Genomic DNA, 25472 nt, shown 5'->3' with positions numbered 1-25472 from the left:
AATAAATTCTTTAAGACAGCAAAATCACTGGCGAATATATTTTATTTTTTACTCTCTATCAAACCTTAACTTACTAATCTTAAATAAATCCTATCATAACAACTATAAATATCAAAAATAAAACTGCTAATCCAGTAACCAATACCTTTACTTTAAGCATTGAATAAAGCATTTTGCAAAACTCTTCTTTTAGAAATTTAGAAAGCACACTTATTTTTTCCTTATAGCTTATATAAAGAAGTATTAATAATATAGCGATTAAAACTGCTATTAATAGATACCATTTTGATATTTCATTATATTTATTCCAGTTTGCTCCAAGAACCCTTCCCAATGATATAAATGTAGTAGTCCATATGAATGCACCTAAATATGCACTAACCGCAAACTTCTTATATGATACCTTAGTCATACCAGAAAAGTAGCCTGTAATATGCCTTATTCCTGGAATAAAATATGCTACAATCAGCAATATACCACCATATTTTTGATACCATGTTGAAATCTTATCCATCCTATTTTTATTTAGATGAATATAGCATCCATATTTCTCAATTAATTTTATTTCTAATGCCCTACCAATGAAATATGATATAGTAATACCTATTATAGCCCCACTTGTAGCCACTATAATACTGAGCAGGTAACTCATTTTATTCATATAAACAACATATCCACAATAAGTCATTAGTGCTTCACCAGGCAAAGGAAACGCTATTAATTCTAACACTAAACTTATAAGCACTGCTATATATCCGTAATGATTAAACAATTCTATAACATGATCCAATACTCTCACTTCCACGGCTTAATAATTTTCTGCATACTTCCTTCGTAATAAATCTAATCTTAATTCTCCATATTTTATAAAGCGTTGCAGGCAAATATGATTTATCGGAATTAATACATTTATTATATTAATAATTATAACCTCTTTTCATTTATTTTGCATAGTTTATAGATAAACATTATCTAGCGTCTAACCTGATGTATATGTCAAATTCTTAAATCGGATATATAGGTAAATAGACTATTAAATATACTCATTAGATAAGCATATTTAGAAAGTTGAAAAAACTTTAAGTTCATCTCTTCACTAGAAATCATAAATATATTTGTAACCACAAGGGTCATAATATGGAGAAAACATTTGAAAATGAGCTGTTAAAGGTTCTTTGCTGTAGGTTGTTCCATTTTAGCTTGTGAAGTGAGAGTCCAAAATTTTATTTTGGGTTCTCGAACTTCCTCAGCGAATGTAATGAGTCGAGCTTCCCTAGGAAAGTTGGAGCATGCTAAAATGGATACAACCTGCTGCTTAGAACCTTCAGCGATATTTTCATAGCTTTTCGGAATCAAAATATTTATGATTTCGGTAAGTCAGCACATAAATCTAGTTTGAGATTTTGATATCCATATAATCATTTAGCATATATGCCTTTAAAAATTATAAAAAGCCAACAGAACAAATATAACAATGTTATAGTGCTCTGCTGGCTTTTTAACCGCAAGGGGATAGCTATTATATTGCGAAGAAATGGCTTTCTATTATTCTATGTTACTAATTACTTTAAACCTTGTTCGTAGCTTTCAATCATGTGTTTAACCATGTATCCGCCAACGTATCCATTTTGTCTTGAAGATAAATTTCCTTTATCTTGATTTTCGTAGTCATTTAATCCTACTTCTGAAGCAACCTCAGTTTTTAATCTGTTTAATCCTTGTTTTGCTTCTGGTACTAATGTTCTGTTTCTTCCACTATTGTTTGATGACATATACATCTACCTCCCTTAATTAATATTTTGTTTGCAGTAATATATTAACCAGTATGATAAATTATAATCTATAAAAATATTAACAAAAGTAGTACAGATAGCTTGTATTAGATAACTTTAGATAATCTTGTGTTTTACTTTGAATCCTTTACCATCATTTATGATATTTATCCCTAAAATATCAGTGAATTGCTTAAGACTTTTCATATTATTTATAAATTTAGCATTGCCTTTAGCAATCACTTTTTCAATTACTTCTATTATGTCTTTTTTCTGAGCAGAACTTAGTGTCATATAATTACTTAGGCACTCTCTATTAATATAAGTTAAAGTAGTCCATGCCTGTTCCTCTGATATGCTATTTACATCCATTAACACCCATGTGAAATCTTTTCTTCTAGTATTTTCAGGATATGCAGCTTTAAAAAATTCTATAAAATGATTTATTGCCTTTGGATCTTTTTCTTTAACATACTTTCCAAGTTGTGCTTTTAAACCATTCTTTAAGTACATTATTGTATTAGGCTTTATAGCATCCTTTAAATTATCAATTTTAGCGTAGATATAATTATATGTATCTGTAATCTGTTCCTCACTTGCATTTCCCTTTTTTAATACCTTTGTTATCTCAATGTATTCTAAGATACTTTTTTTAGAGCCAAGTTCTTTATTGTATAACTTTTCCCAAATTTCATATGCAGTTAGACCTTCAAATTTATCGTTAACTAGCGTTTCATCTTTATCCATATATGATCCTCTCTCTTTTAAATATATTAACTTTTATACCTTAACATAGTTTCTACAACTTATTTAAAATAACATTATTATAATACAGTATTTATAACATAATTCCTATAGAATATATTATATATATATTTATTGCAAAAATAATTCTTCATCATAATTCTAAAAATATTGTAAGAATCTTAACTGTAATTGTGAATTGTGAATTACAACATATATACGAAAAAATACTCAAGGCAAAATATATATAAATATTTCACCTTGAGCATTTAAATTTCTATTATTAATCATTTTTTATTAATTACGTTGTAGACACATCTAAATTGTCATATGCACGATTTAGCGTATATCCTCTTCCCCCAACTTCCCTAACGTCTGATACTGTTATAAAAGCGCTATAATCAATTTTATTAACAATATTTTTTACTTTTTGCAGCTTCTCAGCTGGAATAACTGTGCTGATAGCTTTGGCTTCAACTTTTGAGTATCCTTTTTCTGCATGCAATAAAGTTACTCCTGTATCTGCCTCTGAGATAATAGCCTTTTTTATTTCATCATAATGATCACTCATAATAACTACTTGTATCATTTCTTTTCCAAAAGTTAAAGTCTTATTTAACATAAAATAAGTTAAAAATACAACAACCAGGCCATACAATACATTAGTAACACTTGAAAATGTAATTTGTAAAGTTAAAATGCACAAATCAATTACATTTAAAGTGATATGAACTGGAGTATTAAATTTTTTATTTATTATAATTCCTATAATATCAATTCCACCAGATGATGCATTTGCTTTTAATATAAGTCCTGCTCCTATTCCTATTAAACATCCTGCAAGGACACATGATAATAATATATCATTGCAATAATTATGCAGATTTTCATGCTTTTCAAAAAAGTCCAAAAGAATAGGAAATAAAAATGTTGATACTAAAGTAGATAAAGCAAATTTCTTTCCTAAAAAAAATAATGCCGATAAAAATAATGCAATGCTTATAATGTACACAACTATTGTCAAGCTTGCCCCAGTAAAATTATTTATCACTCTTCCTAATCCTGTAACTCCACCAACAATAATATTATTCTCTAATATTAATGTGCTAATAGCAAAAGCTATTAATATATTTCCTAGAAGAATGTAAATTAAACTATTGATTTTTCCTTTCATGTTATCACCCCAAGACACAGAATACCATAATACTTGAAACAAGAATGTAATCTATGTTACAATCTCATAAAAGAAGGTGAAAAATTTGGATAAAATAAAAATTCCAGAGGAATTATATTATTATTTTGAAAAAGTTGGAAAATCGTTAACATATAATAAGAATGATATTATATATATGCAAGATGATAACGCAACCCATTTATACTTAATAAAAGCTGGTCGAGTGAGAGTATATTCTTCTTCAAAAGACGGTAGTGAAATTACAATAGAGATAGTTGAAAAAGGTAGAATATTTGGTGAATCATCCTTCATTCAAAGTTCAAAACAGCCTACTACAGTAAGCGCAGTTAATGATGTTGAATTGATTTCTTGTTCATTAGAAGATCTGTATCCTTACCTAACTCAATCAAAGGAATTGATGATTTTGCTTTTTCAGCTGCTTTCAAATACATGCAATCATCTTTCAAGTCTGCTTAACCAAGCTTACTTTTATAATCGTTATGAAAAAGTAGCTAATTTTTTATTGCAACAGACAGCTGTTCCTAATAAAGATAAAAATATAAGCGAAGATTGCATTCCCTATTCTCATGAAGAAATCGCTTCTTGCATTGGCCTAAATAGAGTTACAACCACCAAGATATTAAACTACTTTAGCAAACTAGGATATATTAAACTAAAATATAAAAAAGTAATAATACTAGAAAGAGAAGCTTTAATCAAATATGTAGAGTAGAAAGCTAGAATTATCTTAAAAATAGGCTATGCTTTAATATAATGTTGAAATATAGCCTATAAAAATTATAAGTGAGATTTCCCACCTACAATACTTAATATATATGAAAATTATGAAATATTTATATATGTGTCTTTAAAGTGTAATTTTAAATATTTTTCCTTTCCTATGAAATAAATTATTATCACTAGAACTTGAATATTCTCCTACTTCTATACCCAAACGACTATACATAGAAAATACCTTGGGATGACTTGATTTTAAATAAATTGCTTTATAATGTTTAGATTTATAATATTGTATTATGTTCTTCAACCACATTTCTCCATTTCCTCTGCCTTCTTGGGCTATATGAAAATAGTTGAATATCAAAATGTCTTTATCCTCTTCGTTTATCTGTATAGGTTCTTTAAAAAACATCTTATAATCAAGAATGCCACTACTAACAAGAGCAACACCTAAACATTTTTCGTCTTTCTTCATAATATGAAAATCCATATTCATATTTTCATTGCTTTTTACATTCTCAATTAATTTACAGCAATGATAAACTTCATTATAATCATCCCATTCATTTTCCGCTTTAAACAGTAAATTTTGTATTATTGGTGCAAGATATTCGCTTTTAAATTCACTTGAAACTCCAAAATTAATACCATTAGTTTTACTAATAATCTTCATTAACAAACCTCCTTTTTAAATAATTCTCTTAATTAATTGCTATTGCTTACTTGATTATGGTTTTCTTATAATACTTATCATAACATAATTTACAAAATACCACATATGCTATACATGCATTGGCTTTCTATTTTTTAAATCTCTTACTTTGCAATATGAATGTGCTACATTACTTTGAACTATAAAGTTTTTAACCTTTATTATCTCTTTATCTGTATCAATTATTTGAAGCCATTTGAACCACTTAACATAGTTACTTAGGTATTTTGCTGCAACACCCTTGAACCTGTTCATCCATTTTTTTAAATTACTATGGAGAGCATTAATAAGTTGAATATAAATCAACGTATCCCTTACCTAAAAATGTGCTTATACAATCAAGAAGATAATATCTTGATTAGTAACAATTGAAAATGGGCTATGGACAATTTGAGAGTGGAATTTCCTTTAGAATCCTCCCTTGTTATTTTAAAGTATACTATTTCAAATCTACCATCAAACAATAAAAAAAAGAATGTAGTAGATTTGTTGTACACAAATCTAGCTACATACCCGAATATTGTGGCATATAGATTCTTTCATAATTACAAAACAATAAAAATCTAAATTACTATACTGTAAATATATAACATTTACTCCTTTCTCACGCGTGCAAATGTCTCATTCCACTCTTCGATCTCTATCCTTTTATACAAATTGTCATTCACATAAATTGCTACTTCATCATGATTCGAATCTTCTATCTCTTCCTCAATAAAAAATGGCATCACTATAGGAATGCAATACTCCCCTTCTTCTTCAGGCTTACGCCCCATTTTAATAAAAAGTTCTGCTACGCCTGGATCTTTTATATGCACAATATTGCCTGGATACGTACCAACTATTTTAACTTCATCACATGGCGTTGCCATCTCACCTGTCACAAATATATAAATTATCCCGTCTCTTCTATATGCAGTAGCTTTTTCTAATGCTCTCATCATTGTTCTGTATGGACTTATATCAAACATGTCTTTCTCCAAAGAATTTATTAATAATTTATATTATGAATATGAATCTTAATAGGTACTTATCATGAATATTTCTTAATAAAATACCACAACATTCATGAATATTGTGGTATTAAAAAATATTTAAATGTTATCTAAATCATTAAAATATCTGCTCATTTTGCTCATAGCTAATTTCTTTGAAGCTCCTGATTTTCGCCACTCTTCAACCTGTTCCATCGCTTCATTAGGATTCTTTCCTAAGCCAACAAGTACACCTGATAGTATAAATTCTTGATACAAGTGTTCAGAGTTAACCCCTTCTTTTGATTCTGTTAAAGCGCGATTAACTAGTGGAGAAATGTAGCTAACCCAATCATCTGGAGTAAGATCATTTGTGTTATCTATATTTTCTGTAATAACTGTATCTTGTCTCATTAAGCTTCTATTCATAAATGAATTATTTCCAATACTATTTAATGTAAATAGATAATTGTATTTTGAAGCATGTTTTAATTCGTCTGTAATTATATCAAATAATACATCCCTGTAAACTCCTTCAGGAAGTCCTCTCCTAATAGCTCTATATCTTTCTACTGCTGCCAGCTCTCCAAATAAAGCTTTCTTAATACCTTCTAAATATGATTCAGGGACTTCAAAATCTTCTTCTTCATCCCCCATTATAGCATCCATATCACCTGTAAAATCTTCATAGATCCCTCTAAACAACATATTATGTCTGCGTTCATCATCTCTAATAGATGATATTATTTCTTTCTCTTCATTTGTTGGCGCTTCACTAATAAGATAATCATAAAACAATTCATCTTCTCTTTCTCCTTGAATTGCTTTTTTTGCCCCCTGAATTGCTATCTGTAACTGATCATCATTGTTCATCTGATCATTATTACTCATTTGATTATTATTGTCTTCCATAAAATATTATTGATTCTCCTACAAATAATTAACTCACTTTCATTGTATTAATTTATAATTCATTTGTGCATTATAGGTGAATCCATTTTTATGAAATTCAAATTAACTTTCTGTTTCTGTAAAATCATCTACTGGAAATATTATTCCACCTTTATGCCTAGCAATTGTTTGAACTTCACTAACTATCAAGCTATGGTCTAGCATTTTATAACATCTTTCTAAATCATTATTTTTGACAGCATCTGAAAATTCAATGAACTCATTAACCATACGGTGCTCATAATTATTTTCATTTACTTCTGAGCTAGTTCCATCATTCATAAGTAATTCAAATCTCTTACAAACATTGGCTGGAGTGTCTTGATATATGCAGCCTTTATCTCCTTGAATATTATTTGCTATAGGCGCCTTACAATCTTTTGCACCAACACAGACACATTTAAATTTTCCATAATCTAAAATTAATACGCCCGATGTATCTATTCCCCTCTCAATATTTGGATAATACTCAACATTTTCTGGTTTACCAAACAAACCTACTACATAATGAATATTATAGATATTTAAATCCATTAATGCGCCACCAGAGAATTTAGGATCAAAAGCAGGCAATACCTTCCCCTCTTTAAAGCTGTCATATCTGCTAGAGTATTGAGAATAATTACACTGAACAATCTTTATATTTCCTAAAGTCGGAAGTAGCTCTTTTATCTTTTTATAGTTTGGGAAATATTGATTAGTTATAGCCTCAAATAAGAATAATTTCTTTTTCCTAGCTAAATCACTTAAAATTAATGATTCCTTATATGTTGATGTAAATGGCTTTTCAACTATAACATTTTTATCGGCATCCAATGCCTTTTTAGCAAATTCAAAATGTAAATTATTTGGTACACCAATATAAATTATATCTAAATCACTATTTAGTAGTTCATCATAATCGCAAAAAACCTTCTTAATCCCATACTTATCTTTCAATTCATTCAAAGTATCTTCACTTCTTGGAGTTCCGCAAATAGCCTCTAATTCTATATCTTCCAAAAGATGACTAATTGAAAGAAAATCCTTTACTATCATTCCAGCTCCAACAATTCCTAATTTCATATTAATTCCTCCCTTTTACTATTGATATCTCTTTAGTAACCTTATCATTAGATACCTAATATGCTTAACTAAACTTAATTTTCTTTTTAGTTTTTGCTTATTTACTAAAATATATTTTCTCTAATAATTGACTTAGATTCTTTTATTTGTTAGATATCATAGTTACTTTTAATAGCATTATAACCTATAAAATTAATTTAATCATCCCAAATCAAACCAATTCATAAAATTCAAAATTATTATTCTTATCATAATAGTATTTGAAGTAATTCCTTTAACGAATGTATTTCATAGTTAGGAGCTATTGACGATTCATTTACTGTTCCCTCCTTGCAAAGCCAACAAGTGTCAATTCCAGCGAGATTTCCACCCTTAATATCTGATGTGATAGAATCTCCAATAATTAAGGCTTCTGTCTCATTGAACCCCTTAATATGATCCTTGACGTAGTTAAAAAATTCAATTGCCGGCTTATTAGCACCTATATCTTCTGATATAAAACAGTCTTTAAAGTACTGTGAAATTCCAGCACCATTTATCCTTGAATACTGTGTCTTAGCAATTCCATTAGTAATAATATATAAGGTATACTTTTCATGCAGTTTACTCAAAACCTCATGGACATCTGGCATTAACTGCACTCCTTGATTTAAATACGATCTATAGGTCTTCTCCCACTCTCCACCATCTATACTCTTCCCATACTTAGACATTAACTTAGAAAATCTTGTATTTAATACTTCCTCTACTTTAATCTTCCCCAGTTCAATATCAGCCCACATACCTTGATTCATTTTTTTATAAACTTCATACAATTCTTCTGAATATATTTCACCCTTATCTCTAATTAAACTCTTAAACGATTCTTCTTCATTTGCATCGAAATCAAGTAATGTATTATCAACATCAAATAACAACGTATTATATTTCATTTCATACCGCTCCCTTTCCTTTTATAGATACCCCAACTAAGATCTGAACTTATGTATATAACTCGCCGAAATGAATAACATACTTTTGTTCCAGTTTCTAGGTAATTCCGATGGGTGATTCTAAGGCTATAAGTTGCACCAAAGTGCTAGCATCAAAGAACAAGCTTTGAACTAGCACATTTGGAACAACTTATAGCCAAAGAATCACATCCATCAAAATTACCAATGAAACATTCCACAAAAGTATATTACACATTTCTAGTTAGGATATATTTCATAGTATAAATCTAAGTTACACAATAATCATCCCAAAGTAGAAACATTGCTATTTCTCAGGACCATTAAAATTTCGTTGAAAGTGCTAAATTGCAGATTGCACCACTACTGCTTGCTCTCAATTTCATTGTGACAAGCATTAATGGAACACTCTACAATTAAGAACTTTTAACATCTCATTTTCAAATGCCTGCTGCATATAAATGTTTCTGCTTTCTAGTATTGTAACGTATAAATCAAATTTTCAATGAGGTATCTATATAGATAAACCAATTATAATATATAATTTGGTCAATTGAAATTACTAAGTGACGAAGTGAGTCGACTTTCATTCTCCATTTATATAGCTTAACTATTTTTAATCATTTTATTAAAATCTATTGCGCCTATAAAAAGAGTATTATCTAGACCTCTACTAAATTCACACTCATCTTACTAATTTCAAATATAAAAATAATGCCAAAAAATATCGCAAGATTATTCTTGTTTGTTTACATATATGGTAATATAATACATTTAAATGCAAATACATTGCAACAAGGAGATTTATATGAAAACACAAATAGAAATAATACTAGGATTCTTACAGTCTGGAAAAACTAATTTTATAAATTCCATGCTTAAAACTTGCGATTTACAAAATGAAACTATTGTTGTCATCCAAGATGAATTTGGACAAAGCAAAATAAAGAATGAATTTATAAATTCAAATGAAAATATGAATATTATAAACATTGAAAATACTTCTAATGAAGAAATTAATGAACAGTATATAAACAAAATTTTAGAAATATATTCTCCTCATAGAATATTTATTGAAGTTAATGGTATGAAAAATTCCAACTCTATAATTAATATGTTTAATAATAAAAATTTAAGAAAGTTATGCAGAATTGACGACATCGTAACCTTAATTGATACGAAAAAGTTCTTCATTTATTTCAGAAATATGAAAAGTATGTTAAGTACTCAAATCTATAATAGCAAGACAATAATATTAAACAATATAAATAATATCAACAAAAAAGACTTCTTAAATATTCAGAATCAAATAAAAAGAATTAATGAAACTGCTAATTTATTAGAGCATGCGCCTTCATTAAATATTAAAGAAATACATCAAGACGAATATAGAGAAATTAGTAGCCATAGTTTTTCTGCAATTAAAACCATGTTTTACATGAGCCTTCTAATATTATCATTTACGTGTTTTGCTGCATTATCTATTACCGATAGTAGTGGGTATTCATACTATTTGGACAAGTTTAAAAATTTTTACACTGTATTTATTAGCATATTAATTCAAGGTATCCCATTTATCTTAGTTGGAAGTTTTGTATCTGCAATAATACAAATTTGCATCCCAAAGGATACATTTATCAAATTTTTTCCAAGAAATATATTCTTGTCATGTGTTATTGCAGCTCTTGCAGGCTTACTCTTCCCAATATGTGATTGTGGAACTATTCCTATTGTTAAGGGACTCATAAAGAAAAAAGTTCCTATAGCTGCTAGTATTACTTTCATGTTATCTGCCCCAATAGTAAATCCAATAGCTATAATTTCAACGATATATGCCTTTCAAGGTATGAAAGCGGTTGTAATTTATAGGATTGTTGCAGGCATAATAATCTCTATTCTAGTTGGTTTAATTATGCATTTTATAACTAGGAAAGACGATGATATATTAAATATAAATAATGATGGACTAAGTTGCGAATGCGGTTTTTGTAATGATGACTATGATTATTCAAGGAATAAGCCGCAAAAAATCAGAGCAGTATTTATTCACACTGGCGATGAATTTTTTAATATAGGAAAGTTTATGATTATTGGTACATTTTTATCTAGCATTTTTCAAAATATAGTATCTGCCGGTACCAACATTCCAATTTTGAGCGGTAATATAAGCCCCTTAATTGCAATGATATTATTGTCTTTTGTGCTTTCAGTTTGTTCAACATCAGATGCATTCATTGCTAAAGGATTTTTAAAACAATTCTCAGTTAACTCTGTAATGGGCTTTTTAGTTGTTGGCCCTATGCTTGATATAAAAAATACAATCATGATTTTTGGAAACTTCAAAAGAAAATTTGCCATAAAACTAATATTTTTTATTATTGTAGTATCATTTAGTATTCTTATTAACCTTAGACTATAGATAAACCAACTTAGACCTGAACTTATGCATATAACTCACCGAAATCATAAATATTTTGTTCCGAAAAGCTATGAAAATATCACTGAAGGTTCTAAGCAGCAGGTTGCATCCACTTTAGCATGCTCCAACTTTCCTAGGGAAGCTCGACTCATTACATTCGCTGAGGAAATTCGAGAACCCAAAATAAAATTTTGGACTCTCACTTCACAAGCTAAAATGGAACAACCTACAGCTAAGAACCTTTAACAGCTCATTTTCAAATGTTTTCTCCACAAATATATTTATGATTTCTAGTGAAGATATGAGCTTAAAGTCTTAGCAACTTTGTAAATATGTTCATCTAATAAGTCCAATTCTTGAATTAGATCTATATAACCACCAATTAATCCAAGACTCTATTGTTTACTCAGCAATGAGAAGAATTCTAGTAATAATGGCATATATTTAATGGAAGGTGTGTACAGATCATTGACCTAGATTCAATATATTAGTAAAAAATGTGTCCATAATATTAACCTAAGTCCACAGATCTATGCCATATTAGAATATAAGAATATAAGAATATAAGAATATAAGAATATAAGAATATCCTCTTATCTTAGGCAATATATTTTATCTTAAAATACTCTTTAATTTGATATGGAGATGAAGATATGAAAAAAATTAATGCGGAAGTAGTTGCAAAAATATTAATACTATTAGGATTTTCAATATTCTATTTAAAAATTATTGTAAGTAATGAAATTCTCACATATGTACATCCAAGAATTATCCCCTTTGCAATCTTTGGAATGATTTCAATGTTCATAATTACTTTATTTTTGATTTCAGATGTCTTTTATAATAATAGAAAAAAATTTAAAATTAAGAATCACTTTATCTTTATTTTTCCTTTGATCATGATAATTTTTATGCAAAGTAGTAGTGCAAATTCTGCCACTAAAGGCATTGATACAAATGGAAAGCTTAACGAATCATCATCTACTAACAGCTCTTCCAATAATTCAACTAACAACTTGCCTTCCCTTAACTCAACATATGAATTGTATAGTGGAAAATCTGAAAGTGATGGTCAAGGTCAAGTTGATAAGATTCAGCTAAATATTGTGAATAATATTATAGAAGTAAACATTAATAACTTTGTATCTTCTCTTGATGAGATTTTAGGAAACCCTAAAAAATATGAAGGAAAGGAAATAGAGATTTCAGGATTTGTATATAGAGATAAAGATTTAAAAGAAAATCAATTTATAATTGCACGATTTATGATGGTGTGTTGTGCTGCTGATCTTCAAGTTGCAGGAATTGAATGTTCTAGCAGTGATTCAGGTTCATATGATAATGGTACATGGGTAAAAATAAAGGGCAAAATTAAAATTAATACTTCTGAAGATGGAATAGATCCAGTTATAGCTGTTGAAACTATAGAAAAAGATCCTGCTCCTGACACTTCTTATGTTTATCCATTTTAAAATATATGCTTATATAATTTTCACTCAACATAATTTCTAAAAAAAAAATTATAATGAATATAAAATAAGAATAATCTAACATAGAAAGTTAGGTTATTCTTATTTTATAGCTCTAAAACATTGATGTCACATTTCCAGTAAATTTATCTACATAATACCATCCGCCAGTTGTTATATATTCTCCTGATGTATCATAGCAATGAATTACATAAGAGTTAGACTCATCATGATCATATTCAATTTTACTTGGAACATATTTTCCATTCGCTAGAAGATAATCTTTTACTTTCTCTACAGCTTCAATCGTTGAAATCTGAGTATTAGTGTTATTTATAGTAATATTAGAATTAAGCAGTGTTGTAATTCCTTGTTTTATTTTATATACATTTCCATTAGAAGAATCATAGTAATATTCACTAATATTGTTTCCTACTTGATCTTCTGCAGAGAATTTATATAAACTCTTGTCACTTAATCCTATTTGATTAATGAATCCCTTATTCTCATATTTAATAGTTCCAGAATCATTATAAATATTGATTATATCATACATAACCTGAATATCATTTGGAACAACAGTAGTAGTCTTAGATTCTTCCCAAGCTCCACTATCATTTAGATAATACCATTTATTATTATCATTAATCCAGCCTGTTTCCATTATTCCATTACTATCAAAATAATACCAGTTACCATCAATTTTATCCCATCCAACTGAGTAAGCTTCTCCTTTAGTAAATTGCCATCCTTGACTGTTTTGTTTCCAATATGCATTAGCCATAGTAGAATTAGTAATTTGTATTGATAGGATAGTTAAGATTACTAAAGACAATTTTTTCACTTTATTCATTGCCATTCCTCCCTATACATATTACTATTACACCTTTTACCATGTGATGTCAATAATTCTAGTAGAATATAATAACTCTTAAAAAAGGAAAATACACAGATATCTGTTTCACATATTATATGTTGCAATTCACAATGCACAATTCACAATTACGGCTAAAATTCTTGCAGTATTTTTAGAATTATCATGAAGAATTATTTTTGCAATATATATATTATTTTCTTAACGCTTTTAAAACTTGTACTCAGATTTAGCTTGCCACACTGAAAGTGAGAACATACTAAAATGGTGAAACCTACAACTTAGAATCTTCAGCAATATTTTCATAGTTTTTCAGAATTAAAATATTTATTATTTTGCTAAGTTACCATATAAATTTAGTTTTAAAGTTAGATATCTATATAGATACCACAATCATAAACTATAAGTAAACTATGAAATATCTTCTAACTAGAAATGAGTAATATACTTTTGTGGAATGTTTCATTGGTAATTTTGATGGATGTGATTCTTTGACTATAAGTTGTCCCAAATGTGCTAGTTCAAAGCTTGTTCTTTGAGGCTAGCACTTTGGGTGCAACTTTATAGCCTTAGAATCGCCCATCATAATTACCCAGAAACTGGAACAAAAGTATGTTATTCATTTCGGCGAGACATATTCATAAATTCGGGTCTTAATTGGGGTATCTATAATTTATAGGGCAAAAGCAAAGCACTAAGAATCTTCTTAGTGCTTTACTTTTATTTATTATAGTCCTTGTTCATAGCTTTCTATCATTCTTTTTACCATTTCTCCACCAACGCTACCGTTTTGTCTTGAAGAAAGGTTTCCTTTATCCATGCTTTCATAATTGCTTAATCCAACTTCTGAAGCAACCTCTGTTTTTAATCTGTTTAATCCTTGTTTTGCTTCTGGTACTAATGTTCTGTTTCTTCCACTATTGTTTGAAGCCATATGAATCTACCTCCCTTAATTTTTAATTTTGTTTGGCAGTAATATCTTAACCACTATCACAAAATATAACCTATAAAAATGTTAACAGAAGTAGTACAGATAGCTTGTATTAGTTAATTTTAGATATTCCTCCTTAAACTATAACATCATATTTATTTTTAATAAGTGCTTTCATGGCATCATCCACATCTTTTTCCTTAACAAGGATATAATCAGTATCATAAGTGGAAATTGCAAATATGCTTATTCCGCTTTTCGCTAAAATCGTACTAATTGATGAAAGAATTCCTACTAAAGAAAAGTCCAATTGACCTTCAACCTTTAAAATTCTCCATTCTTTTTCGCATTTAACTTCATTAGGGATATCTTTTTCAAGGCATACTATTGATAATTCATCAAATGTTTTTGTTATAGAAAGAAAATCACTGTTTTTTATCCATCCAGGAATTGATTCATTGTTATTTAACCTGCACACTCCATATTTTTCTTCTAATAATCTAATAGTTAATATTTTTTCCGACATATCTTTCTTTCATCCTTTCTTCTCATTTCTAAAACGCCTTATTTATCGCAAATTTATAGTTTAAAATATACAAAAAGAAAAAAGCCAATAGAAATATTATTAAAATACCTCTCAGGCTTTTATCCTTTCATGAATACAATTAACTTTAAAGTTTATCTTAGAACTGCTAATCATATTGAACTATTGAGTCAAAAAACAATTCAGCCTTAATTATTAAATGTTAAAATTATTCATATATTTTAACATAATGTAAAATTTGGATCAACATCACATATTATTATAGATATCATAATTGCGAATTTTAATTTATGATTGCACTAAGCTAAGTGTTTATTTATTCCTAAAATGTATAAGATACATTGCAATATGAATACTTTCTTATTCAAAAAAATTACATTAACCTTAATTCTCTTTAACTATCCATAGTTTCAATATGATAGCTAATTATTAGGTAATACTGAAATTGGAAATACACGTTTCTTTATTTTATATGCAAGATCAAGTTTAGTATCATCGTCTATTTGACTCAATTTATAATTCCATACTCTTGTATTTTCATCTACATCTTCTTCTGCATTGCAACCTATAATATTCCCTGGCACTTCAACCTCATTAATAAATTTTATATTTTTAATATAACTATATATTTTTTCGTCATCAGTATTATTTTTAATTAAGTTATCTATTGCAGATTTATTGAATTTTACATCAATTGTGTATACATCATCTTTTCCTTTTGTTCTTTTTAAATCAGTCATTGTTGCTAATCCACTTGAATTTATTTTTTCCTCTAATTCCTTAATATCTTTAAACTCATACGTAATTTCTTCAATGTTCATATTATCTTTAAAATACTTATTAAAATTATATCCATTTTCTTTGGCCCATTCATGATCAATCACATCATTTTTTAATTTTGTTGATATAAAATCATCATATACAACTTGCAGTTTTACAATACCTGACCCATTTTCATTTATTACAGTTGAACTTCTTAAATCTATATCTCTACATCCAAGTAACATAATACCTAAGATTAATATAAGTGAATTAAAAATTGTTCTTTTCATTTTACTCATTAGTTCTCCTCCTAGATGCATATTTTTCTATACTACTATAGTACCCAAAGATAGATTGTATATGCATAACGACATTACGCTTACCCACAATTCCATACAAGCTCAAGCCATCCCCCTAACTCTTTATTTTAAGGCATTCTAGCTAATTTCAGGTTCAAATTTATACTCACTTTAAACATAAAAATATTATCCAAATTAAATTACTTTTAAAAATAATAAAGGGTAGTTAACGAACTAAAATCGCACACTACCCTTCATAAACTATTTCGTATGTAGGAACTTTTCATAACTCTCTATTTTATCCTCTCTGTTGGTATTCTTTATCCAATTATTATATTCCAAGATAACTTTTTCTATTGTTGTTAAGTTTAATTTATTATTTCTTTTTCTTTTCATTTCTGCATACATATTAATTTTAATTATATTTCCCATTTCACTGCCCTCCTTTCTATATAATATAACTTTGATATTAATTTTGTGTGTACGAAAGTATTAAGAAATAGTTAAAATTTAATTATATCTTTTAACGTAGATAATTTTAAAAACGCTCTTTGTATAGATACAACAACTACAGCCTATACTTATGCGTATACCTCACCGAAATGAATAATATACTTTTGTTCCAGTTTCTAGGTAATTCTAATGGGTGATTCTAAGGCTATAAAGTTGCACCCAAAGTGCTAGCCTCAAAGAACAAGCTTTGAACTAGCACATTTGGAACAACTTATAGCCAAAGAATCACATCCATCAGAATTACCAATGAAACATTCCACAAAAGTATATTACTCATTTCTAGTTAAGATATATTTCATAGTATAAATCTAACTTATAGTTGAATTATCTATACTCACCACTTATATCTTGTTACTAATCAAGATATTATCTTTTATTTACAAATTATAAATCAAGCTGTTGGTTGGTTTATCTATCGCTCCCTATGCTCAAAATCCCATTATTATACCTATTCAAGTTAACTTAACTTTGTAGCATGTCCATTCTCATCAAAGCGGTATCCGTATATATCTATATTGGTAATCAACTCACCAGTAGAATAAGTTAGATAATCGTATCCATCTACATTAAACCATCCAGTAACCATGGCTCCATCTGTTTCAAAGTAGTACCAGTTACCATTTATTTTTTGCCATCCTGTCTTCATTGAGCCATCACTAGGGTCTCCAAGATAATACCACTTATTATTTTTCAATAACCATCCTGATTTCATTGATCCATCATCTGAATTTCCTAGATAATACCAATAATCTCCACTCAACTTCCAATCATAAAGCATCCAACCTTCACTATCAAATAGATACCACTTTCCATTTATTTTTTCCCATCCATTCTTAGTATAACTTCCATCAGTGTGCCTATACCACCACTTATTATCCTGTATAATCCATTGTCCTGGTTTAGTAACATTACTTATTAAAACTCCATCAGTAAATGAATTTATGTCACAATCTTCACTTACCCCATTTACTCTGCCAGTTTCCGTATATTGATGCCCTACCCTATTGGTAAAGAAATTTGATGGCAAATTCCAAGGATCATTGTTATAATTGGCCTCCCAGAAAGGCATATCCTGTATAACTGATTTTGCATTAGTAAGATAACTTATAAAACTTGTATAACTATAAATGCCTAATGGAATAGACGTTAGCTGGCCAAATGCGGTAACAAATCTTATAACATAATCTGCAAGTCCGCTAAAGTTAGTTTCTACATCCATCATAGGCACTAGATCCCAATTATAGTCTTTTATCTTATTATAAAAATTCTGGGCTTGCGCTTCTGGTGTACTTGTCCCAACTAAAAAATGATATGCTCCCACTTTTAAGTTATTATTTTTGCATCCACTATAAAATTGTTCCATTTTACTATCTCTAAATGTTGCCCCTTCTGTTGCCTTTAAATAAACATATTGAACTCCATCTCCTGCAACAGCTCCGAAATCTATATTTCCATTGTTATTTGATACATCTATACCTTTTATATACCCCATAATTCATACTCCCTTTCGATTTTCATATTTATAAAGAGTAACCCAAAAGGGTTACTCTCAAATATTCAGTTACTATTGCTTCATTAACTTATTGCTTTTATTTATTTTCTTTAGAATCTGAAGCTTGGACAGTTTCTGCTTCATCATTTGTAGTTTGGTCGCTTAAACCTGGTGTACTAGTATCAACTATAATTCCTAACATTGTTAAGATTGTCAAAATAGTATTAACAATTTCTGTATAGTTATCAGGAATTATATTTAATCCTAACTGTTGTACTAATAATGCTATAGCACTGGCCATTGCAACCCAAAAAGCTTTGTTTTTTAATCTTGCTTGAAGATCAATACCTAACATACCTATCTTCACCTCTCTTCTTTTATATATACATAATATGAATTAAAACTCTTAATGGCGACTTAAAATTGAACTAACAGTACGAATTCTATTTTACAAGTGGTACTATCATTCATCACTTTAATACCTCTTAAAATATATATGTTTAAAAATATATTATAAATGCCATTTTTATAATCCATTTAAATTTTTAATCTAAGTAATACCTTAAATTTTTGTTAAAGCTATTTATTTAAAGAAGGGGCAATGTAATATAAATCTCAAATAAAAATAGAGATAATATTTTACTAAGCATAGAAATACTATCCCTACTTTCAGCCAAACTAATTCTATTGTGATTTATTTTATAATATACACTCAATGCTTGTTATCTTTGCTTTTCCCGTAAGCGGTTTATAAATCATCACTTTGGAAATACCTTGTCCATTATGTGCTGCAACCTTTGACTTACATATAAAACAATAATTTGTTCCGTTTACGCTCTGAGTAGCTAAGATTTTAGGTTCATACTCAACACCAATTAATTCACTCAATGCTGTCTTAAGCACATTTATATCATCATCTGTTATGTTATTGTGAACTTTCCATCCTCTTGATATCTTCATAGAATTCTCCTCTCATTTATATCCCCTTAAATTTTCGAAAACGATTATATAACATTCGATTTACTATAGCATATTCATATTATTCGAATTTTTTAACTAATTTCCAAAAGAAAATTTAGAAGTGCAGCAAATTTGCTTTAAAAAATAAAATATAGAAAATCAATTGTAATATGCATTGGTGATTATAGATATCCGACTTCAAATCTAGATTTATGTGATAACTTACCGAAATCATAAATATTTTGATTCCGAAAAGCTATGAAAATATCGCTGAAGGTTCTAAGCAGCAGGTTGTATCCCCTTTAGCATGCTCCAACTTTCATAAGGAAGCTCGACTCATTACATTCGCTGAGGAAGTTCGAGAACCCAAAATAAAATTTTGGACTCTCACTTCACAAGCTAAAATGGAACAACCTACAGCTAAGAACCTTTAACAGCTCATTTTCAAATGTTTTCTACACAAATATATTTATGATTTCTGGTGAAGATATGGATTTAAAGTTTTAGCCACTTTGTAAATATGTTCATCTAATAAGTCGAATTCTTAATCAGAATATCTAACTATATATCCAACTTTAAAAATGGATTTATGTGGTGATAGAACTAAATAATAAAAAGAAGTGTTCCAAATATATGAAACACTTCTCTTTAACTATTCTATTTAATTAATAAAAAACTCTCTAACGCTGTAAATTTACTTTCCTCATAACATCTTTCATAGTTTGAGCTCCATATTTATTAATAAGATCTTTAACTATTGCTCTATGAAATTCCTTTATAGTTTTTTCCTTCAATTCATTATCACAAATAGAATTGTAATCAACTTTATTATTCATATTTTTCTCTCCTTTTGACTTATATTCATAATGTGCATAATAAATAATATTTTATACATACTTTATTTAAAAATATTTCATGAACACTATGAAATACGCTTTAAAGTTAAAAGGAGAGCTTTAATAGCTATTATCTATAAGAATCTCTTTTCTAAAATATAAACTGCTTTCTATAAATCTTTTCCATTAGTAGAAATCACCTCTTTGTACCAGAAAAAGCTCTTTTTCTTACTACGCTTTAATTTACCTTTGCCTTCATTATCTTTATCAACGTAAATAAAACCATATCTTTTTTTCATTTCTCCTGTGGATGCGCTTACAAGATCTATACATCCCCATGGAGTATATCCAATAAGATCAACCCCATCAATATTAATTGCATCTCTCATAGCTTTGATATGTTCCCTTAAATAATCAATACGATAATTATCTTCCACATATCCATTTTCATCTGGAGTATCAACAGCTCCTAATCCATTTTCAACTACAAATAATGGCTTTTGATAGCGATCATACAAAGAATTTAAAGTAATTCTAAGTCCAAGAGGATCAATCTGCCACCCCCACTCACTTGCTTTTAGGTATGGATTTTTTAGCGTAGCAAATACATTCCCTTCTGTTTGTGCATTTATTTCTGGATCAGCACTAGTCAATCTTGATGCATAATAGCTGAAAGAAATAAAATCAACAGTATTATTTTTTAATAATTCTTCATCCTCAGCTTCCATTTCTAAAGTAATGTTCATTCTTTCAAACATCTTCTTTGCATAGTTTGGGTATTCCCCGCGAGACTGAACATCAATAAAGAAATAGTTTTCCCTATCCTTCTCCATAGCTTTCCATACATCTTCTGGATCGCAAGTATTTGCATAGGTATTACCAGCTGCAAGCATACAACCAATTTTAAAATCTGGATTTATCTTGTGTGCTATTTGAGTTGCCTTAGCACTTGCAACTAATTGATGATGTGCTGCTTGATACTTTATAGCTTCTTCATTTTCTCCTTCTTCAAAAACTAATCCTGCACCAATGAAAGGCAGATGTAGCAGCATATTTATTTCATTAAAAGTAAGCCAATACTTCACTTTGTCTTTATAACGTTCAAAAATCACTTCACATAATCTTTCATAATAATCTATCATTTTGCGACTTCTCCATGAACCAATTGTCTCTACAAGATGCATTGGTACATCAAAGTGAGTTATAGTAACTAAAGGCTCTATACCATATTTATGGCACTCATCAAAAACATTATCATAAAATTTTAATCCTTCCTCGTTTGGCATTTCATCGTCTCCATTTGGAAATATTCGTGCCCAAGATAAAGATAGACGGAAAGTCTTAAAACCCATTTCAGCAAATAATGCTATATCTTCTTTATAGTTATGATAAAAATCTATTGCTTCATGACTTGGATAATAGTGTTCTTCATCGCATTTCATCATTTTCATCTTTCCAAGCATCACTGGAAATCTATCTTTGCCTGCTGGAATTACATCAACTGTAGATAAACCTTTATTACCTTCTAAGTATCCGCCTTCGCACTGATTTGCTGCTGTAGCTCCGCCCCATAAAAATCCTTTTGGAAATCCCTTTATTTCTGAGTTATCATTCATATTATTGTATCCTCCATATGTTTAAAAATATTATAAAAATAAACCTTCTTTTCGCTTTTACAATAACTGTACTAGTTTTGCGATACAGTTATTGTCTGAGATACCGTAATAGGTTTCATTCCTGTTTGAGATTTAGTTTCTTTATTTAATTGCTGGTCAGAGAGCCATTCCATAAGTGTTGTTACTTTTCCATTTATTATTGCTGAACATTGGTTATTATATACGTATATCCATGACCAATGACCCATATATTCATATGGTGTTCCATCTGCTTTCTTATATAGACCTGTAGTATCAATTACATTATCAAAAAATGAAAAATGAACATTTGTATCACCGGCTTGCACTAAGCGATTATAAGTTGGAACCACATAATCAGCTGGAGGTACTGTTGTATCTGTTTTAGCTGCTGTAAACCAAATTGGCACTTTCTTAAACGCTTCAATATCTTTATCAGTAATCAATGTATCCTTTAGCGCCTCACAAGTTGGGAACGCTGCTGCAAAATAATCAGTATAATCACGTATCATAAGCATTGTCATATAGCCACCATTAGAGTCTCCACCTATATAAATTCTATTTGTGTCAATATTACTATTCTTTGAGACATAATCTTTGATTAATGACATAAGAGCTTTTTCATACTTTGAGCTTCCATCTCCAAAACCAGTAAATCCATCCATCCAAAAAGTTGGTGCCTGAGGCGCTAAAATATATGCACCATTAAAATATGCTTGCATGTCTTTTGATGCAAAATTTACAGCTTTATTCCCTGATATAGGTAAAAGCCCATCTGTTCCGCCTTCTCCAATACCGTGTAACCAAATAATTAATGGTTTTTTACTATAATCATTTTCTGGTTTATAGCTTGAATATTTTAGAGTAACGTTATCATAAGTTGCACTTCCAATTTTAAAATCATCAACAAGCTTTTTAGTTCCACCCGCAAATTTATTTATAACTAAGCCAGAAATTTTGCCTGAATCCGTAACGATATCATTCTTCTGCTTAATTGTAAAGTCACAATTAACCCAGCCATTAAGATTAGTAGTTAAATTATAGTTAATAGGCGAAGTTAAAGATACATCAGGCCCAACTTCCAAATCAAAAGTAATATAATTCCCTTTGCTTTGAATACTTCCAATATCATCAGAAACATATGCATTTTTAATCTTACAATTTCCTTCCGCTTCTCCTAATATAGGTGAATTTGCTCTATTCTCAGTCCTTAATACATGCACTTCGAATGTATCCTTAGTAATTGCTGATTGTGGTATTGTTTCACCTAAATCAACAATTATTTTTGTGATTGCAGGGCCCCAATCAAATACCTCTGTAGTAGTACGATAAGATGGTTCCTGAGTCTTATTATCATCAGCTGCAAAAGCACCAACATGAGGTGCACTTATCATAGTTACTGCCATAATAACTGACATAATGATTTTTCCATGCTTACTAATTATTTTTTTCATTTAACTCCCCCCTAATTTATCATATTTTAATATACTGGGCATTACATTTATTATAGACTAATCCCCAGTATATTTTAAATTATTCTCCAATATCTTATCTCATTACTGTTAGTAGTTCTTCTTTATAATCAATAATCTTTCTATCAGTTTCAATAACATCTAAATAACTATCTGAATTAGTAATTACTACTGGGGTTATTAAAGAATAACCTTCTTTCTCTATAGAATCAATATCAAACTCTAGTAGCACCTGTCCTGCTTTTACTGTATCTCCTTGCTTTGCTTTAGGGTAAAAGTATTTTCCTTCAAGCTGTACAGTATCCATGCCCACATGAATTAATATTTCCGCACCGTTAGCACTTGTGATTCCTAGTGCATGACCTGTTGGGAAAAATGTTGTCAAAACTCCATCTACAGGAGCAAGTATTTTACCTTCATTTGGCTCTATTGCAATACCTTTTCCGAGTGCACCTTTTGAAAATGCTTCATCTTTTACTTCTGATAAATGTTTAACTTCACCTTTTAATGGACTTACTAAGATTTCTTGTCTAACTAAAGGTTGTACTGTGTTTAAATCATTCTTACTTTTACTAGAATCCGTATTATCTTCAAGTTTTGTAAATAACATTAATATAAATCCAATTAAGAAACCTGCTATCATAGCAATTATTGAACCATAGAAGCCCCTATCCATTCCATTTGGACCAATATAACCTGGTATTCCAAAAATCCCAAGACCTCCTATCATATATACATTAGAACCCATAAATCCTAATATTGCACCACCTAGCGAACCTCCTATACAACTCAAAACAAATGGCTTCTTACGTGGTAATGTAATACCATATATAGCTGGCTCTGTAACACCAAAAATTCCTGAAATAAATGCTGGTATACATAATCCTTTTAATTTACTATTCTTTGTTTTAAGCAGAATAGCTCCAACTACACCTGTTTGAGCAAATGAAGCTGCAAATATAAGTCCAAGAATTGGATCTTGATGTAATACTGTTAAATTATTTATTGCTATAGGAATAAATCCCCAATGTAATCCAAAGATAACAAATACTTGCCAGAAAGCACCCATAAATAAACCTGCAACAACTGGACTTAAGTTATAAATTGATAGTGTTAACGCACCAAGTAATTTACCTGCCCAAGTTGCAATAGGCCCGATAACTATAAAGGTTAAAGGAACAATAACTAATAATGTGCAAAATGGAACCAAGAATGTTTTAACTACATCAGGAATTACCTTTTTAAATCCATTTTCAATTTTACCCCCTACATATGTAGCTAAAATAATTGGTATAACACTTGATGTATAACTCATTAATATAACTGGAATTCCTAAAAAAGTTATATAAACTGGTGATTCAATTATTGAACCAGCAAATAAAGTATATAAAGGCTGAGCTGGTGATGCTGTCAATCCTGCTAATGATGGATAAACTAACGCTGCACCTATTGCCATACCAATAAATTTATTCACTTTAAACTTATTAGCTGCTGTATAGCCTAAGAAAATTGGGAAGAAATTAAATAAACAATCTCCAGTTGCATTTAAAATTTGATAAGTTCCATCATTAGTGTTAAGTATATGCAACGCTATGAATAATGCATTAAATCCTTTAATCATACCTGTTGCAGCTAGTACTCCTAAAATCGGAGTAAACACACCTGATACAGTATCTATGAATTTGTTAAATGGACTCATTTTTTCTTCTAATACATCTTCTGATGCTCCAGTTTTAAAGCCACCAATGGCAACAACATCTTCAAAAACATCTGGAACATGATTGCCAATAACCACTTGATATTGCCCTCCGCTCTTTACAACTGTAACGACTCCATCCATATTTTTTAATACCTCAGTATTTGCTTTACTTTCGTCTTTCAGCTTAAAACGTAATCTAGTAATACAGTGCGTTAAGCTATTAACGTTTTCTTTACCACCGACATTTTTAATTATGTCTTTTGCTAATTGTTCATATTTCATAATAATTCTCCTTTTCATATATTAAGATTTCTTTTTTATTCTTTTTAAAATACCTAAACTATCCAAGCAACCTTTTTTAAGCTATACCCTCAACAAGGAGTACCTCGTTCACAGATTTTACTGAATATAAATTCCTAATGAATAAAAAACGAGACCAGATATGGATAGATATATCTTTTCTATCCATATTTGGTCTCGCCTGC

Annotated in this window: 24 protein-coding genes and 1 pseudogene; 3 read left to right on the top strand and 22 right to left on the bottom strand. The window is 29.3% G+C overall.

The window, feature by feature from the left end:
• Window positions 1–79: 79 nt before the first annotated feature.
• From ACJDTP_RS22720 to ACJDTP_RS22705, 4 genes are all read right to left on the bottom strand, one after another.
• Window positions 80–799 (bottom strand): DedA family protein, encoded by a 720-nt coding sequence (locus tag ACJDTP_RS22720; protein ID WP_406762547.1) that lies wholly within the window; start codon window positions 797–799, stop codon window positions 80–82.
• Between the two features lie 763 nt (window positions 800–1562).
• The gene (locus ACJDTP_RS22715; RefSeq protein ID WP_061114876.1) at window positions 1563–1772 is read right to left on the bottom strand and encodes an alpha/beta-type small acid-soluble spore protein; all 210 of its coding nucleotides are present in this window, start codon (window positions 1770–1772) and stop codon (window positions 1563–1565) included.
• Window positions 1773–1889: 117 nt separating this feature from the next.
• Window positions 1890–2519 (bottom strand): hypothetical protein, encoded by a 630-nt coding sequence (locus ACJDTP_RS22710; protein ID WP_406762541.1) that lies wholly within the window; start codon window positions 2517–2519, stop codon window positions 1890–1892.
• Window positions 2520–2817: 298 nt separating this feature from the next.
• Window positions 2818–3690: a YitT family protein gene (locus ACJDTP_RS22705; RefSeq protein ID WP_078117498.1), complete on the bottom strand. Its 873-nt coding sequence runs from the start codon at window positions 3688–3690 to the stop codon at window positions 2818–2820.
• Between the two features lie 85 nt (window positions 3691–3775).
• On the opposite strand from ACJDTP_RS22705, the gene ACJDTP_RS22700 reads away from it, so the two are divergent.
• Complete coding sequence (locus ACJDTP_RS22700; RefSeq protein ID WP_039768285.1) at window positions 3776–4423, top strand: Crp/Fnr family transcriptional regulator; 648 nt, start codon at window positions 3776–3778, stop codon at window positions 4421–4423.
• A 135-nt stretch (window positions 4424–4558) separates the two neighbouring features.
• Here ACJDTP_RS22700 and ACJDTP_RS22695 read toward each other — a convergent pair whose 3' ends face one another.
• The 6 genes and pseudogenes from ACJDTP_RS22695 to ACJDTP_RS22670 all read right to left on the bottom strand — a co-directional run bounded on the left by ACJDTP_RS22695 (window position 4559) and on the right by ACJDTP_RS22670 (window position 9065).
• Window positions 4559–5104: a hypothetical protein gene (locus ACJDTP_RS22695; protein ID WP_406762540.1), complete on the bottom strand. Its 546-nt coding sequence runs from the start codon at window positions 5102–5104 to the stop codon at window positions 4559–4561.
• Between the two features lie 108 nt (window positions 5105–5212).
• Window positions 5213–5449 (bottom strand): annotated as a pseudogene (locus tag ACJDTP_RS22690) (IS1595 family transposase); the annotation flags it as partial.
• A 287-nt stretch (window positions 5450–5736) separates the two neighbouring features.
• Window positions 5737–6114 carry a hypothetical protein gene (locus ACJDTP_RS22685; RefSeq protein WP_406762539.1) on the bottom strand — a complete coding sequence of 126 codons (378 nt, stop codon included), beginning with the start codon at window positions 6112–6114 and terminating at the stop codon, window positions 5737–5739.
• 123 nt (window positions 6115–6237) lie between these two features.
• Window positions 6238–7029 carry a ferritin-like domain-containing protein gene (locus tag ACJDTP_RS22680; protein WP_406762538.1) on the bottom strand — a complete coding sequence of 264 codons (792 nt, stop codon included), beginning with the start codon at window positions 7027–7029 and terminating at the stop codon, window positions 6238–6240.
• A gap of 102 nt (window positions 7030–7131) precedes the next feature.
• A complete protein-coding gene (locus ACJDTP_RS22675; RefSeq protein ID WP_406762537.1) occupies window positions 7132–8133 on the bottom strand; it encodes a Gfo/Idh/MocA family protein in 1002 nt (333 codons plus the stop codon).
• A gap of 248 nt (window positions 8134–8381) precedes the next feature.
• The gene (locus ACJDTP_RS22670; RefSeq protein WP_406762536.1) at window positions 8382–9065 is read right to left on the bottom strand and encodes a YjjG family noncanonical pyrimidine nucleotidase; all 684 of its coding nucleotides are present in this window, start codon (window positions 9063–9065) and stop codon (window positions 8382–8384) included.
• An 826-nt stretch (window positions 9066–9891) separates the two neighbouring features.
• On the opposite strand from ACJDTP_RS22670, the gene ACJDTP_RS22665 reads away from it, so the two are divergent.
• Window positions 9892–11502 (top strand): permease, encoded by a 1611-nt coding sequence (locus tag ACJDTP_RS22665; RefSeq protein ID WP_406762535.1) that lies wholly within the window; start codon window positions 9892–9894, stop codon window positions 11500–11502.
• Between the two features lie 653 nt (window positions 11503–12155).
• Complete coding sequence (locus ACJDTP_RS22660; protein ID WP_406762534.1) at window positions 12156–12974, top strand: TIGR03943 family putative permease subunit; 819 nt, start codon at window positions 12156–12158, stop codon at window positions 12972–12974.
• A gap of 112 nt (window positions 12975–13086) precedes the next feature.
• On the opposite strand, the gene ACJDTP_RS22655 is transcribed toward ACJDTP_RS22660, so the two are convergent.
• From ACJDTP_RS22655 to ACJDTP_RS22600, 12 genes are all read right to left on the bottom strand, one after another.
• Window positions 13087–13824 (bottom strand): cell wall-binding protein, encoded by a 738-nt coding sequence (locus ACJDTP_RS22655; RefSeq protein WP_077843740.1) that lies wholly within the window; start codon window positions 13822–13824, stop codon window positions 13087–13089.
• A gap of 748 nt (window positions 13825–14572) precedes the next feature.
• Window positions 14573–14779 carry an alpha/beta-type small acid-soluble spore protein gene (locus tag ACJDTP_RS22650; protein WP_012059444.1) on the bottom strand — a complete coding sequence of 69 codons (207 nt, stop codon included), beginning with the start codon at window positions 14777–14779 and terminating at the stop codon, window positions 14573–14575.
• Between the two features lie 133 nt (window positions 14780–14912).
• Window positions 14913–15302, bottom strand: coding sequence for an ACT domain-containing protein (locus tag ACJDTP_RS22645; protein ID WP_077843711.1), 390 nt, complete (start codon window positions 15300–15302; stop codon window positions 14913–14915).
• Between the two features lie 440 nt (window positions 15303–15742).
• The gene (locus tag ACJDTP_RS22640; protein ID WP_103699235.1) at window positions 15743–16381 is read right to left on the bottom strand and encodes a hypothetical protein; all 639 of its coding nucleotides are present in this window, start codon (window positions 16379–16381) and stop codon (window positions 15743–15745) included.
• A 261-nt stretch (window positions 16382–16642) separates the two neighbouring features.
• Window positions 16643–16813 (bottom strand): hypothetical protein, encoded by a 171-nt coding sequence (locus tag ACJDTP_RS22635; protein WP_168982825.1) that lies wholly within the window; start codon window positions 16811–16813, stop codon window positions 16643–16645.
• Between the two features lie 538 nt (window positions 16814–17351).
• Window positions 17352–18386: a GH25 family lysozyme gene (locus tag ACJDTP_RS22630; protein WP_171771889.1), complete on the bottom strand. Its 1035-nt coding sequence runs from the start codon at window positions 18384–18386 to the stop codon at window positions 17352–17354.
• Between the two features lie 97 nt (window positions 18387–18483).
• A complete protein-coding gene (locus ACJDTP_RS22625) occupies window positions 18484–18741 on the bottom strand; it encodes a phage holin (RefSeq protein WP_077843794.1) in 258 nt (85 codons plus the stop codon).
• A gap of 344 nt (window positions 18742–19085) precedes the next feature.
• Window positions 19086–19346 carry a hypothetical protein gene (locus ACJDTP_RS22620; protein WP_077841154.1) on the bottom strand — a complete coding sequence of 87 codons (261 nt, stop codon included), beginning with the start codon at window positions 19344–19346 and terminating at the stop codon, window positions 19086–19088.
• Between the two features lie 680 nt (window positions 19347–20026).
• Window positions 20027–20182 carry a hypothetical protein gene (locus ACJDTP_RS22615; RefSeq protein ID WP_173708287.1) on the bottom strand — a complete coding sequence of 52 codons (156 nt, stop codon included), beginning with the start codon at window positions 20180–20182 and terminating at the stop codon, window positions 20027–20029.
• A 170-nt stretch (window positions 20183–20352) separates the two neighbouring features.
• Window positions 20353–21798, bottom strand: coding sequence for a 6-phospho-beta-glucosidase (locus ACJDTP_RS22610; protein ID WP_406762533.1), 1446 nt, complete (start codon window positions 21796–21798; stop codon window positions 20353–20355).
• A 71-nt stretch (window positions 21799–21869) separates the two neighbouring features.
• Window positions 21870–23270, bottom strand: a complete 1401-nt coding sequence (locus ACJDTP_RS22605) for a prolyl oligopeptidase family serine peptidase (protein WP_406762532.1) — start codon at window positions 23268–23270, stop codon at window positions 21870–21872.
• A gap of 94 nt (window positions 23271–23364) precedes the next feature.
• Window positions 23365–25269: a beta-glucoside-specific PTS transporter subunit IIABC gene (locus ACJDTP_RS22600; protein WP_406762531.1), complete on the bottom strand. Its 1905-nt coding sequence runs from the start codon at window positions 25267–25269 to the stop codon at window positions 23365–23367.
• Between the last annotated feature and the right edge of the window lie 203 nt (window positions 25270–25472).

Source organism: Candidatus Clostridium helianthi (assembly GCF_045310795.1).
Taxonomy (GTDB): Bacteria; Bacillota; Clostridia; order Clostridiales; family Clostridiaceae; genus Clostridium; species Clostridium helianthi.
The sequence above is the reverse complement of the archived record's forward strand: the minus strand, read 5'-3'. Positions and strand labels throughout refer to the sequence as shown.

Bases quoted from the DNA above. Each gene is read 5' to 3' on its own strand.
- ACJDTP_RS22715 (WP_061114876.1), bottom strand. From the start codon at position 1,772: ATGTCATCAAACAATAGTGGAAGAAACAGAACATTAGTACCAGAAGCA.
- ACJDTP_RS22710 (WP_406762541.1), bottom strand. From the start codon at position 2,519: ATGGATAAAGATGAAACGCTAGTTAACGATAAATTTGAAGGTCTAACT.
- ACJDTP_RS22705 (WP_078117498.1), bottom strand. From the start codon at position 3,690: ATGAAAGGAAAAATCAATAGTTTAATTTACATTCTTCTAGGAAATATA.
- ACJDTP_RS22695 (WP_406762540.1), bottom strand. From the start codon at position 5,104: ATGAAGATTATTAGTAAAACTAATGGTATTAATTTTGGAGTTTCAAGT.
- ACJDTP_RS22685 (WP_406762539.1), bottom strand. From the start codon at position 6,114: ATGTTTGATATAAGTCCATACAGAACAATGATGAGAGCATTAGAAAAA.
- ACJDTP_RS22680 (WP_406762538.1), bottom strand. From the start codon at position 7,029: ATGGAAGACAATAATAATCAAATGAGTAATAATGATCAGATGAACAAT.
- ACJDTP_RS22675 (WP_406762537.1), bottom strand. From the start codon at position 8,133: ATGAAATTAGGAATTGTTGGAGCTGGAATGATAGTAAAGGATTTTCTT.
- ACJDTP_RS22670 (WP_406762536.1), bottom strand. From the start codon at position 9,065: ATGAAATATAATACGTTGTTATTTGATGTTGATAATACATTACTTGAT.
- ACJDTP_RS22665 (WP_406762535.1), top strand. From the start codon at position 9,892: ATGAAAACACAAATAGAAATAATACTAGGATTCTTACAGTCTGGAAAA.
- ACJDTP_RS22660 (WP_406762534.1), top strand. From the start codon at position 12,156: ATGAAAAAAATTAATGCGGAAGTAGTTGCAAAAATATTAATACTATTA.
- ACJDTP_RS22655 (WP_077843740.1), bottom strand. From the start codon at position 13,824: ATGAATAAAGTGAAAAAATTGTCTTTAGTAATCTTAACTATCCTATCA.
- ACJDTP_RS22650 (WP_012059444.1), bottom strand. From the start codon at position 14,779: ATGGCTTCAAACAATAGTGGAAGAAACAGAACATTAGTACCAGAAGCA.
- ACJDTP_RS22645 (WP_077843711.1), bottom strand. From the start codon at position 15,302: ATGTCGGAAAAAATATTAACTATTAGATTATTAGAAGAAAAATATGGA.
- ACJDTP_RS22640 (WP_103699235.1), bottom strand. From the start codon at position 16,381: ATGAGTAAAATGAAAAGAACAATTTTTAATTCACTTATATTAATCTTA.
- ACJDTP_RS22635 (WP_168982825.1), bottom strand. From the start codon at position 16,813: ATGGGAAATATAATTAAAATTAATATGTATGCAGAAATGAAAAGAAAA.
- ACJDTP_RS22630 (WP_171771889.1), bottom strand. From the start codon at position 18,386: ATGGGGTATATAAAAGGTATAGATGTATCAAATAACAATGGAAATATA.
- ACJDTP_RS22625 (WP_077843794.1), bottom strand. From the start codon at position 18,741: ATGTTAGGTATTGATCTTCAAGCAAGATTAAAAAACAAAGCTTTTTGG.
- ACJDTP_RS22620 (WP_077841154.1), bottom strand. From the start codon at position 19,346: ATGAAGATATCAAGAGGATGGAAAGTTCACAATAACATAACAGATGAT.
- ACJDTP_RS22615 (WP_173708287.1), bottom strand. From the start codon at position 20,182: ATGAATAATAAAGTTGATTACAATTCTATTTGTGATAATGAATTGAAG.
- ACJDTP_RS22610 (WP_406762533.1), bottom strand. From the start codon at position 21,798: ATGAATGATAACTCAGAAATAAAGGGATTTCCAAAAGGATTTTTATGG.
- ACJDTP_RS22605 (WP_406762532.1), bottom strand. From the start codon at position 23,270: ATGAAAAAAATAATTAGTAAGCATGGAAAAATCATTATGTCAGTTATT.
- ACJDTP_RS22600 (WP_406762531.1), bottom strand. From the start codon at position 25,269: ATGAAATATGAACAATTAGCAAAAGACATAATTAAAAATGTCGGTGGT.